The sequence below is a fragment of the Vibrio sp. Vb1980 genome (assembly GCF_033338615.1).
GTDB classification, from domain to species: Bacteria; Pseudomonadota; Gammaproteobacteria; order Enterobacterales; family Vibrionaceae; genus Vibrio; species Vibrio alginolyticus.
Genome location: NZ_JAWOSZ010000005.1, coordinates 176,609 through 189,250 on the forward strand (window position 1 = coordinate 176,609; position 12,642 = coordinate 189,250).

Consider the following 12,642-nt stretch of genomic DNA (forward strand, 5'->3'; position numbering starts at 1 on the left):
ACCAAAAACAAAATAAAGGGGCGAACATAGCAGTGTTCGCCCCTTATCTGATCGTTTAAAGTTGTTCGGCAAGCTGAGGTAGTACCTCAAATAAATCGCCAACCAATCCATAGTCGGCAACTTCAAAGATAGGAGATTCTGGATCTTTGTTGATCGCGACAATCACTTTGGATTCCTTCATTCCTGCAAGATGCTGGATGGCACCGGAAATCCCAACCGCTATATAAAGCTTAGGTGCAACGATTTTACCGGTTTGACCCACTTGTAAGTCGTTGGCAACAAACCCGGCATCAACCGCCGCGCGAGAAGCGCCAATGGCAGCACCTAGTTTATCGGCCACTTGTTCGATCAACGCGAAGTTCTCTTTGCTACCGACCCCGCGTCCACCTGACACTACCACCTCTGCCGCGCTTAATTCAGGACGTTCTGACACGGTTTTATCGACAGAAACCAATTCAACCATTGGAGCTGAGATAGTGACCTGCTGATGCTTAATATCAGCTTGGTTGTGACAAGTAACCGGCTCAAACGCAGACGCGCGCACGGTGATGACGCGAACCTTGTCGCTGGTGGTCACTTTGGCAAATGCGTTTCCCGCGTAAATAGGGCGGATAAAAGTGTTTTCATCGATAACTTGGACAATATCGGAAATTTGCCCAACGCCGAACCTCGCTGCTACTCGCGGTGCAAGATCTTTCCCTTTTGATGATGAGCTAGCCCAGATTGCGTCAAAACCTTCAGCAATACTCACTACAATAGGTGCGATACTCTCGGCAAATTGATGCTTAAGTTGCTCATCATCGACACAAATTACGTTTGATATACCATCAACGCGACAAGCTTGCTGAGCGACTTCTTCACACTGGTGGCCCACTACGATCAAAACATTGTCTTGGCTGACTTGTTTTGCTGCATTAACCACTTTGAGTGTGTCCGCATGCAATTGGTTATTGTCATGCTCTGCTATGATTAAGTTCTTCATGAAATCACCTTCGCTTCGTTACGCAGCTTATCGAGAAGCTCTGAGACAGATTCAACCTTGATGCCACCTTTTCTTTGCGCTGGCGGTGTGATTTCTTGAATGGTTTGGCTAAATACCACTTCAACACCCAGACTGTCAGGTGTGATGGTATCTAACGGCTTGCGCTTAGCTTTCATGATATTAGGCAAAGAGGCAAAACGCGGTTCATTCAGGCGTAAGTCAGTACTGATCACCGCAGGTAAGTTCATCGCGACCGTCATCAAGCCGCCGTCCACTTCTCTCACGACCTGAACTTTTTGATCTTCAATCTTCACGTCGGAAGCGAAAGTTGCTTGAGGCCAGTCAAGTAGGGCGGCCAGCATCTGAGCCACTTGGTTGTTGTCCGTATCAATGGATTGTTTACCCGTAATCACAAGCTGTGCTTGTTCTTGCTCAACTAGAGCTTTGAGCAGCTTAGCAACAACTAATGGCTCTATTTTGTCTTCAGTATCGACATGAATAGCGCGATCGGCGCCTAATGCAAGCGCGGTACGTAGTTGCTCCTGACACTGGCTACCGCCAGCACTGACAACGATGACTTCATCTGCAATACCTTGCTCCTTTAGTCGTACGGCTTCTTCAACGGCTATTTCGCAAAATGGATTAATCGTCATCTTGACGTTATTGGTTTCAACATCGCTATGGTCCGCTTTCACGCGAACTTTAACGTAGGGATCAATGACCCTTTTGATTGGCACTAGTATTTTCACGTTAGATTCCTTTTACAGTGAAGACTATGTGTTTACAGTGAAGACGATGTGATGACGTCTTTAAAATGATGTTAATTTACCTTTACGTTTGCGTCAACTTTAAATATATTGTTGATTAACAAGTTGGCAACATGCAAAGAAAAAGGAATGCAATCATGGAAAGAGACTGCATGGAATTTGATGTTCTGATTGTAGGCGCTGGTCCCGCAGGTTTGTCTGCGGCATGCCGAATCAAACAATTAGCAGCAGAAAAAAAACAAGACCTCTCTGTTTGCGTGGTAGAAAAAGGTTCTGAAGTTGGAGCGCATATTTTATCGGGTGCGGTGTTTGAAACGCGGAGTTTGGATGAGCTTTTTCCCGACTGGGAAGAGAAAGGCGCTCCGCTCAATACCAAAGTAAACCAAGATAAAACCTACTATCTAGGCAATGACATCAATGGTCATGAACTGCCTTCTTGGGCGGTGCCTAATACGTTACATAACAAAGGTAATTACATCATAAGTTTGGGCAGTCTATGCCGATGGATGGCGTTGCAGGCTGAGAACTTGGGGGTGGAGGTCTACCCAGGTTTTACCGCCAGTCAAGCGATCATCGATGAAGATAGTCGTGTTTGTGGCGTGATCACGGGCGATATGGGATTAGATAAAAATGGTGAACAAAAAGGAAATTTCGAACCTGGTATTGAACTGCGAGCGAAGTTTACTTTATTTGCTGAAGGCGCACGGGGGCATATTGGTAAGCAGTTGATTAACCGATTTAATCTTGCTGAAGAGAAAACGCCTCAACACTACGCTATCGGTTTTAAAGAGCTGTGGGAAATCCCATCAGAGCAGCATCAGCAAGGTTTAGTAGTGCACGGATTAGGTTGGCCGTTATCAAATGAAGCTACAGGTGGCAGTTATCTCTACCATTTAGAGGGAAACCAAGTTGCCGTCGGGTTGATTGTTGACTTGAATTATAAGAATCCGCACTTGAGTCCATTTGATGAGTTTCAACGTTTTAAACACCACCCGTTGATTGAGCAATACCTCAAAAATGGGAAGCGTATTAGCTATGGCGCGAGAGCGATCACCAAGGGCGGCTTTCATTCGCTTCCCACGCAGCAGTTTGCTGGTGGCTTGTTAATTGGCTGTGATGCAGGAACACTTAACGGCGCTAAAATCAAAGGCACACACACCGCAATGAAATCTGGCATGCTTGCCGCTGAAGCAGTATGTGAAGCCCTTGAGAGTCAGTCAGTTACTGCTGATTATCAAAAGCATTTCAAACAGTCTTGGCTGTATGAAGAGCTTTATCAAGCACGTAACTTCTCAAGTGGTATTCACCGCTTTGGATCGTGGCTGGGCGGTGGTTTAGCGCTGCTGGAACATAACGTATTAAAAGGCAAAGCTAAGTGGCATATCCGCTGTGATAAGCCTGATCATCAGTCTCTGTTATTGGCGGAAAACAGCAATGAAATTGTCTATCCGAAGCCTGATGGCGTGTTAAGTTTCGATCGCCTCTCTTCTATTTATCTATCCAATATCTTCCATGAGGAAGATCAACCATGCCACTTACGACTGGAGAACCAGCGGATTCCTATTGAGCAGAACCTTGAATTATATGCAGAGCCAGCACAGCGCTATTGTCCGGCTGGCGTGTATGAAATCGTACAGGGGGAGCAGCAGCCAGAGCTTCAAATAAATGCGGCCAACTGTATCCACTGTAAGACCTGCGACATCAAAGATCCAAGTCAAAATATTACCTGGACTCCACCAGAAGGTGGTGGTGGTCCGAACTATCCAAATATGTAAGCGTTTGAGAATAATTTTTATTAACAATTTATTTACTTAAAGTTTGCGTTAGTTCAAATCTTTCTCGATGAACTCGATTGCAACTTAATCTTTCAGGCACTATTCTGATTTTAAATTGACGTTTACGTAAACTGAATACAAAGTTGATGCATAGGTGTAAAAGCGGTTACCAGTATCAAAGTTAGGTTTGATCAAATAGTGCTCAATGGAACGCACTTAAATAACGAAAGGGAGATCAACTATGGTATCGGAATCGCCTCTGTTGCAGGTAAACGATATTTCATTGGCTTTTGGTGGGGTGAAAGCTTTAACTGACGTGAGCTTCCATGTGAATGAAAAGGAAATCTTTTCAATCATTGGTCCAAACGGTGCAGGTAAAACCTCAATGCTCAATTGCATCTCTGGTCGATACACACCAAACAAAGGCTCTGTAATCTTCGCTGGAGATGATGTAACTAAACGGACACCTAGCCAACGAGCTGAGTTAGGGCTGGGAAGAACCTTCCAAAACTTAGCGCTCTTTTCTCATATGTCGGTACTGGACAACATCATGGTTGGCCGACACCACCTACTGAAAAACAACTTCGTCACGGGGCCACTCTATTGGTTCTCCAATGCTCAGAAAGAGGAGATGGCGCACCGCAAATATGTGGAAGACGTGATCGATTTTCTAGAAATCCAGCACATCCGAAAAGCGACTGCAGGCACGCTATCTTACGGCTTACGTAAGCGTGTAGAGCTTGCTCGTGCCATTGCCTTAAAACCTAAGTTACTGCTGCTTGATGAACCAATGGCAGGTATGAACTTGGAAGAAAAGGAAGACATGGCACGTTACATCATGGATCTGAATGAAGAATTAGATATCACGATCATCATGATTGAGCACGACATGGGCGTGGTCATGGACATCTCTAATCGCGTTTTGGTTTTGGATTTCGGGAAACACATTGCTACAGGTGAGCCTGAAGAAGTGATGGCCAACCCACATGTGAAACAAGCGTACTTAGGCGAAGAGTTACCGACATTAGAGGAGAGTGCATAATGGCACAGCAACATAATGATTGGGCAGATATAACCCGCTTAGATACCTTTCCAAAAGTGTTGCAACACAATGCCAAGAACTGGCCCGAACAAGTCGCAATGCGTGAAAAGGACTTTGGTATATGGCGAGAGTTCACTTGGAAGGATTATGAAAACCGCGTCAAGTGGATGGCACTGGCACTACAAGATTTAGGTATTGGTGAGCAAGATGTCGTTGGTTTGCTAGGTGATAACCGCCCGGAATGGGTATGGGGCGAGTTAGCGGCACATGCGATCAAAGGTTTCTCGCTGGGCATCTATCAAGATTCTATGCACGAAGAGGTGGCGTACCTTATCAACTATGCCAAAGCAAAAGTCGTGATTGCCGAAGATGAAGAGCAATGCGACAAGCTGCTTGAGCTTGGTGATGAAATTCCTAGCGTTGAATACATTATTTACTGCGATCCTCGTGGAATGCGTAAATACGATGATCCAAGATTGATTGATGTTGAACAGGTCTACAAAAAAGGTCAGCTGATTGATAAAGCGGACCCAGACAAATATCTCAATATGGTTGTTGAAACCAAAGGCAGCGATCTTTCAATTCTTTGTACAACGTCGGGTACGACTTCTAAACCAAAATTGGCTCAGCTACACAGTGGCACGTTCTTGGATCACTGTGCGGCTTACTTGCGTGCAGACCCTCGTTCCCCAGGCGACAACTACGTTTCTGTTCTGCCTTTGCCTTGGATTATGGAGCAGGTTTACGTGGTTGGTCAGGCGTTGATTTCTCGTCAAATCGTTAACTTTGTGGAAGAACAAGAAACCATGATGTCCGACTTGCGTGAAATCGGTCCAAACTTTGTGCTGTTAGCGCCGCGAGTGTGGGAAAACATTGTGGCAGACGTGTCTGCACGAATGATGGATTCGACACCGTTTAAGCAAAAGATGTACAAACTGGGCATGAGCTTAGCCAACAAAGCGTTAGAGCAGGGCAAACGTTCTAAACTCGCCGAATGGATTCTTTTGCGTGCTTTGCGAGACCGTTTAGGCTTTTCGAACCTAACATCTGCTGCAACGGGCGGCGCGGCGATGGGGCCTGACACTTTCCGTTACCTACAAGCTATTGGTGTGCCACTTAAGCAGCTTTATGGTCAGACCGAAATGTGTGGCGCATACACCGTGCACCAAGCGGATGATGTGGATTACGATTCCGTTGGTGTTGCGTTTGATAATGCAGATGTGAAAGTCATCAACCCGGACAGCAATGGCGTTGGTGAAATCATCGCGAAAAGTACAGGCATGTTTACTGGCTACTTAAACAACCAAGCAGCATATGATGAAGATGTTCAAGATGGTTGGATGCACACAGGCGATGCGGGCTATTTTAAAGATTCCGGTCACTTGGTGGTGATTGATCGTCTGAAAGATATGTCGGAAACCAGCCATGGCGACCGTTATTCGCCACAGTTTATCGAAAACAAACTCAAGTTCTCGCCGTTTATTGCAGAAGCCGTGGTGGTAGGTAAAGGTCGACCTTGGCTGTCTGCCATCATCTGTATTCGCTATGCGATCGTCGCGAAGTGGGCAGAGCAACGCGGCTTGGCATTCACCAACTACACCAACTTATCTGCTCAACCAGAAGTGTACCAAGCGATTCGTGAAGAAGTTCAAAAAGTGAACGAATCCCTACCGGATGCACAGAAGATCAGTAAATTCATTCTACTTTACAAAGAGTTGGATGCCGACGATGGAGAGCTAACTCGCACACGTAAAGTACGCCGTGGTGTGGTTGCAGAGAAATACGGAGACATCATCGAAACCATCTACAGCGACGATCCAAAAGTCGATGTCGATACAGTGATCACTTATCAAGATGGCACTAAAACACGCATTCAAACGTCGCTAGTTATTGAAACGCTTATTGAGCATGAGCCAACACTAGTGGATAGCGAACAACGGAGGATCGCATAGTGAATACGGATTTATTACTGCAACTCGTCATTAATGGCGTGATCGTTGGCATGTTGTATGGCGTTGTCGCCATGTGCTTTGTATTGATTTACAAATCGACCCAGGTGGTCAACTTTGCTCAGGGTGAGTTCCTGTTGATTGGCGCATGGGTATGTTGGGCGGCATTGGTACACCTACAGTTACCGTTTTTTATAGGCTTTTTACTCACGCTCGCGTTCATGATGATTTTTGGTATCGCCGTGCAAACCATTGTGCTCAGACCGTTGATTGGTGAACCGATTATCTCTGTGATCATGGTGACCATCGGTCTATCGATGTTTTTCCAAGCGCTGATGAAGTGGATATTCGGCGTCTCGGCTGTTTCGTACCCGCAAGTGTTCGAAACCAACGTGGTGAATATCGGAGGTTTGAATGTTGAGTTTGCTTACATTCTGAGCTTGATCTTCTCAATGCTCATCATGGGCGCGTTCTACTGGTTCTTCAAATTCAGCAAAATGGGTCTGGCAATGCGCGCAACGGCATTCAACCAGCAAGTAGCCCAGAGTCTTGGCATTTCCATCAAGAAAGTGTTCGCCATCAGTTGGGCTATTTCGGCAATGGTATCTGCAACAGCAGGGATTGTTATCGGTATCGTTAACGGCGTATCTGACGCGCTATCCATTATTGGTATCAAAGTTTTCCCAGCCGTTATTTTAGGTGGCTTAGATTCGGTAGTCGGCGCAATTGTCGGTGGTATTACCATCGGGGTGCTAGAAAACTTGGCTGAGTTTTTTGATAGCCAATACCTGCAAGTGGGTAACTTATACAACATCGCACCATTCTATGTGCTGTTAATCATTCTTGCCTTCAAGCCATATGGCCTGTTTGGTACCAAAGATATTGAGCGTATTTAAGGAGAAATAACATGGCTCAACTTAGCATGCGCCCATGTGGGGATTTTCGAACCACATACAAAAGCGATACGCCAATTTTTGAAACCAAAACCATCAGAAGCCTTGCGATTGCTGGTGTCATCGCCATGCTGGCAGCACCGCTGGTCTTGGATATTTACTTCCTAAACCTGTTTATTCAGATTGCATACCTCGGTATCGCGGCATTGGGCTTAAACATTTTGGTTGGTTTTACCGGACAAATCTCGCTAGGTCACGGTGCGTTCTTTGGCTTTGGCGCCTTTGCATCGGCTTGGCTAAATAACCAGTTTAACATTCCAGTCGTGTTTGCGATTCCGCTCGCGGGTTACTTAACCATGATTGTGGGGATGCTGTTTGGTCTGCCAGCGGCTCGAATTAAAGGTTTATACCTAGCTATCGCAACGTTGGCGGCGCAGTTTATTCTAGAGGACTTCTTTGCTCGCGCAGATTGGTTCAGTGGCGGCTCATACGGTGCAAGCGCGAACCCAATTAATTTGTTTGGCTTTGAGTTTACGACTGACGAAAGCTTCTTCTACATCGCTCTGTTTGCGCTGATCTTCATGTATATGTGGGCATCAAACTTAATCCGTTCTCGTGACGGTCGCGCGTTTGTCTCAGTACGAGATCACTATCTGTCAGCAGAGATCATGGGCATCAACCTAACCAAGTATCGTCTGCTCTCATTTGGAGTGTGTGCATTCTATGCAGGCATCGGGGGCGCACTCTACGGACATTATCTAGGGTTTGTATCAGCAGAAGGTTTCACCATCATGATGTCTATCCAGTTTTTGGCCATGATCATCATTGGTGGCTTAGGCTCAGTCAAAGGTACGCTGATGGGTACGATATTTATCGTACTTCTACCTGAAGTTTTAGAGTTTGGCGTAACGGGGCTTTCAGCGTTTGGTGATACCACCGCTTTCACTGATGGTCTGGCTTACTTCAAAGAGATGGCGATTGGTTTAGTCATCATGCTGTTCCTCATTTTCGAACCTCAAGGATTATCGCATCGCTGGCAACAGATTCGAGCATATTGGAAACACTATCCGTTCTCATATTAACGTGGAATTAAGTGGAATATACCTCAATAACAAGGACAACGAGTTATGAACAAAGGACATTTAGCGACAACGTTGGTGCTGTCATCTGCACTGTTTACTACCGCAACTTGGGCAAAAGATTCTGTGTTTGTCGGGCAATTAGTCGACTTTTCTGGACCAACTGCCTATGTGAGCAAGCCTTATGGTTCTGGCGTGCGAGATGCATTGCGTTGGATTAACCAAAACGGTGGCATTAACGGTACCGAGCTCGAATTTGAAACAGTAGACATGGCGTACAAAGTACCAGTGGCGATTTCTAACTATAAACGTTGGGTGGCGCGTAAAGACATGGTTGCGCTGCAAGGCTGGGGTACGGCGGATACCGAAGCACTTATTTCGTTTGTTACCAAAGACAAAGTGCCGGTGTTCTCTGCTTCTTACTCTGGTCACTTAACTGACCCAACTGGCAAAAACCCAAAAACCGCGAAACCAGCGCCTTATAACTTCTTTTATGGTGCGTCGTACTCAGATGCGTGCCGTGCGCTAGTTAAGTGGGCGAAAGAAGATTGGGAATCTAAGGGCAATCAAGGTGCGCCGAAATTTACGCACATTGGCGATAACCATCCATTCCCGAATGCGCCAAAAGAAGCGTGTGCAGAGTACGCCAAAGAGCTTGGTTTTGATGTGCAAAACCCAGTCGTTGTGTCACTAAAACCAGGGGACTTTAAAGCGCAATGTTTGTCGCTGAAAGAGTCAGGCACCAACTACGGTTACATTGCCAATATCGGTAGCTCGGTTATCTCACTAGTGAAGTCTTGTAACACGGTTGGGACAGAGTTCCAGTACATGGCAAACATTTGGGGCGGCGACAAGCCAGTGCTTGAAGCAGCAGGCGATGGCCTTAAAGATTACGTTTTCCCAGGTATGACGGCGTTTTGGGGAGACGATAACGAAGGCATGAAGCTGGTTCGTGAGATTTCTAAGCAGTCTGAATCAGAGCCGGGCGAATTCAGAACTCACCATTACATTCGCGGTATTTGTTCTGCGTTCTATATGAAAGAAGCGATGGAGTGGGCGAAAGACAACGGTGGTATCACAGGTGAAAACATCAAGAAGGGCATGTATGTCCATGACAACTGGGTACCACAAGGCTTAGAAGGTGTTTGTGTCCCTGCGAACTGGAAACCGGAAGATCACCGAGGCACAACAACCGTGAACGTCTTTATGGGCAACAACGATGGCGGCGCAGTTGATATTAAGAAAGTATCTCAGGTGACATTGTCACGTCGTGACGATTGGCTAGGTTACTAATTTACGACTTATTAATAACAAAGCCTACAGAAAATAAAGATGGGTGAGAGAACACTCTCACCCTAGCAAGGAGTAGTTTGATGGCTGAATTAGCAACGAATATCGAACCGGCAGAAATACTGCTTTCAGTGAACAACATTGAAGTCGTCTACGACGAAGTAATACTAGTGCTTCGCGGTGTGAGTTTAGAAGTTCCAAAAGGGCAGATTGTGACCTTACTGGGGGCCAACGGTGCGGGTAAATCCACAACGTTGAAAGCCATTTCTGGTCTATTGAAAACCGAAGATGGTGAAGTAACGCGCGGCGAAATCAACTTCATGGGCGAGCGCATAGACAACAAAAGCCCGGAAGAGATCGTCCGTTCGGGCATCTTCCAAGTTATGGAAGGTCGCCGAATTGTTGAAGATATGACGGTAATAGAAAATCTTCGCTTAGGCGCTTATACACGCACTGACAACGAAGTTGAACAAGACATCGAAATGGTGTTTGACTATTTCCCGCGACTCAAAGAGCGCACTGGCCTGGCGGGCTATTTGTCTGGCGGTGAGCAACAAATGTTAGCGATTGGCCGAGCTTTAATGGCTCGACCGAAGATGATTTTGTTGGACGAACCGTCTATGGGGCTTTCTCCACTGCTAGTTAAAGAAGTATTCAGCATTATTAACAAGATCAACAAAGAGCAAGGTATTACCATGCTTTTGGTTGAACAGAATGCCAACTTCGCTCTTCAAGCGGCCGATTACGGTTACATCATGGAATCAGGCAAAATCGTACTAGATGGCAGCAAGCACGAATTGCTAAACAATGAAGACGTAAAAGAATTCTACCTTGGCGGCGGCGATGAAGATCGCAAGAGCTTTAAGAATCTGAAATCTTACAAACGTCGTAAGCGTTGGTTGTAAGGAGCAAGGATGAACGAACTATTTGATGCGAAAGAATCGTTGTCTCTACAGGCGCGAGAAGAGTCGCTGTTTCAACGTTTGCCAGCGCTGATTGAGAATTCGAAAGCCAATAGCGAACATTACGCAGCGCATTTTTCTGAGTTAGATCCTACATTGGCAAACAATCGTGAAGGGCTTGCTCAGTTCCCGATTACACGTAAGTTCAATGTACCTAATCAGCAGCAACTTAAACCGCCGTTTGGTGGCTTAAATAGCGTTGCCATTGGTCAAATGGCGCGTGTTTTTCAGTCTCCTGGGCCTTTATATGAGGCTCAAACGGATGAGGCCGATTTCTGGCGTATGGGGCGCGCGTTTCACGCTGCTGGGTTCTGTGCGGGTGATTTAGTGCATAACACGCTCTCTTACCATTTCTCTCCTGGCGGATTTATTATGGATGGTGGCGCAAGGGCTTGTGGCTGTTCGGTATTTCCGGCTGGGGTAGGCAATACCGAAGCGCAAATAGAGGCAATTAAACAGCTTCAACCTAATGGTTACACTGGTACACCTTCCTATTTGCTGACGTTGCTACAAAAGTACCAAGAGAAATACGATGAGCTGCCTAGCTTTGAGAAAGCTCTGGTCTCTGGTGAAGCGGTTACAGCAGACATGCAACAGATGTTTGAGGAAAAAGGCATTGCAGTCTTTCAAGCCTACGCAAGTGCAGAGCTTGGCTTGATTGCTTATCAAGTGTCTGGTGAACAAGGATTAGTGATTGCCGAGGATATTATTGTTGAAATCGTTGATCCTGATGGTGTTCCTGTACAACCGGGAGAAGTCGGTGAAGTCGTTGTAACGTCGCTCGATGAGAAGTTCCCGCTGATTCGCTACGCAACGGGAGATTTATCGGCATACCTAGAGACAAGTTCTGATTCTTCACGCACGAATGCACGAATTAAGGGCTGGATGGGACGAGCAGACTCCGCGGTGAAAGTAAAAGGGCTGTTTGTTTATCCGCATCAGATCCAAGAAGTCTGTCGTCGCCACGATATTAAAGGCTCCTTGAAAATTGAACGCGATGGCTTCAACGATGCCATTACTTTCTGTTGTCATGATGTGCATGTATCAGCAGAGGACATTCAAGCAACACTCCAGTCTGTCACTAAACTGAAAGGCAATGTCCAGTTTGTACCGAACCAAGCGGAACAGCCGTTAATCAATGATCTTCGCAGTTAACTCATTGGTGGCATAAGTGCAGTAGAAAGTGGTTGTCATAAAAAATTAACAACGTCAGACAAAAGGCTAGAAAAGGGATACCACATTGCGCTGCGTATCCCTTTATTTTTTACTACCGCAATCAGGGAGCGGGTAAATGAAACAGGCACCAATGATTAACACACAATTCTGGGATGATTTGTTTATCCGAGGCACTATGCCTTGGGATGCCCAATCGACACCTCAAGAACTCAAGGACTATCTCGACAATTCACTTCATGTAGGCCAGTCAGTGTTTATTCCTGGGTGTGGTGCCGCTTATGAACTGAGCACTTTTATTCAATATGGGCATGACGTGATCGCGATGGATTACAGCCAAGAAGCGGTAAAAATGGCGCAATCAACGTTAGGTAACTACAAAGATAAAGTCGTATTGGGTGATGTATTTAATGCCGATTTTTCTCACTCGTTTGATGTCATTTACGAGCGGGCCTTTCTCGCAGCACTACCGAGGGATATGTGGTCAGAATACTTTTCGATGGTGGATAAATTATTGCCAAGCGGAGGTTTTCTAATTGGTTTTTTCGTCATTGATGATAATTACCTATCACGCTTCCCTCCATTTTGTTTGCGAAGTGGGGAGTTGGCAGCTTTTCTAGAGCCCACGTTTGAACTTGTGAAGTCCTCAGTGGTGGCAAACAGTGTTGAGGTTTTTAAAGGCAGAGAGCAATGGATGGTGTGGCAGAAGTGTTAGTCGCTTTTAATCTTT

11 protein-coding genes are annotated in these 12,642 nt (G+C 45.9%); 9 read left to right on the forward strand and 2 right to left on the reverse strand.

What is annotated here, in order from left to right:
* Nucleotides 1-55 precede the first annotated feature (55 nt).
* Nucleotides 56-982, reverse strand: coding sequence for an electron transfer flavoprotein subunit alpha/FixB family protein (locus R7F64_RS11010; protein WP_239945278.1), 927 nt, complete (start codon nt 980-982; stop codon nt 56-58).
* Nucleotides 979-1,731: an electron transfer flavoprotein subunit beta/FixA family protein gene (locus R7F64_RS11015; protein ID WP_042523555.1), complete on the reverse strand. Its 753-nt coding sequence runs from the start codon at nt 1,729-1,731 to the stop codon at nt 979-981. The genes R7F64_RS11010 and R7F64_RS11015 overlap by 4 nt, the downstream gene beginning before the upstream one ends.
* Nucleotides 1,732-1,886: 155 nt before the next feature.
* Here R7F64_RS11015 and R7F64_RS11020 point away from each other — a divergent pair, with 155 nt between their 5' ends.
* From R7F64_RS11020 to R7F64_RS11060, 9 genes are all read left to right on the forward strand, one after another.
* A complete protein-coding gene (locus R7F64_RS11020) occupies nt 1,887-3,524 on the forward strand; it encodes an electron transfer flavoprotein-ubiquinone oxidoreductase (protein ID WP_262671654.1) in 1,638 nt (545 codons plus the stop codon).
* Between the two features lie 241 nt (nt 3,525-3,765).
* Nucleotides 3,766-4,566, forward strand: a complete 801-nt coding sequence (locus R7F64_RS11025) for an ABC transporter ATP-binding protein (protein WP_005373297.1) — start codon at nt 3,766-3,768, stop codon at nt 4,564-4,566.
* On the forward strand, nt 4,566-6,518 hold the full coding sequence (locus tag R7F64_RS11030; protein ID WP_318071684.1) for a long-chain fatty acid--CoA ligase: 1,953 nt from the start codon (nt 4,566-4,568) through the stop codon (nt 6,516-6,518). The genes R7F64_RS11025 and R7F64_RS11030 overlap by 1 nt, the downstream gene beginning before the upstream one ends.
* Nucleotides 6,518-7,411: a branched-chain amino acid ABC transporter permease gene (locus R7F64_RS11035; RefSeq protein WP_005373295.1), complete on the forward strand. Its 894-nt coding sequence runs from the start codon at nt 6,518-6,520 to the stop codon at nt 7,409-7,411. The genes R7F64_RS11030 and R7F64_RS11035 overlap by 1 nt, the downstream gene beginning before the upstream one ends.
* Nucleotides 7,412-7,422: 11 nt before the next feature.
* Nucleotides 7,423-8,490: a branched-chain amino acid ABC transporter permease gene (locus tag R7F64_RS11040; RefSeq protein ID WP_005382737.1), complete on the forward strand. Its 1,068-nt coding sequence runs from the start codon at nt 7,423-7,425 to the stop codon at nt 8,488-8,490.
* 45 nt (nt 8,491-8,535) lie between these two features.
* The gene (locus R7F64_RS11045) at nt 8,536-9,780 is read left to right on the forward strand and encodes an ABC transporter substrate-binding protein (protein WP_005373285.1); all 1,245 of its coding nucleotides are present in this window, start codon (nt 8,536-8,538) and stop codon (nt 9,778-9,780) included.
* Nucleotides 9,781-9,860: 80 nt separating this feature from the next.
* Nucleotides 9,861-10,682 (forward strand): ABC transporter ATP-binding protein, encoded by an 822-nt coding sequence (locus R7F64_RS11050; RefSeq protein WP_005373283.1) that lies wholly within the window; start codon nt 9,861-9,863, stop codon nt 10,680-10,682.
* 9 nt (nt 10,683-10,691) lie between these two features.
* A complete protein-coding gene (locus R7F64_RS11055) occupies nt 10,692-11,894 on the forward strand; it encodes a phenylacetate--CoA ligase family protein (RefSeq protein WP_005382734.1) in 1,203 nt (400 codons plus the stop codon).
* A gap of 136 nt (nt 11,895-12,030) precedes the next feature.
* Nucleotides 12,031-12,627 carry a methyltransferase domain-containing protein gene (locus R7F64_RS11060; RefSeq protein ID WP_033906432.1) on the forward strand — a complete coding sequence of 199 codons (597 nt, stop codon included), beginning with the start codon at nt 12,031-12,033 and terminating at the stop codon, nt 12,625-12,627.
* Nucleotides 12,628-12,642 lie beyond the last annotated feature (15 nt).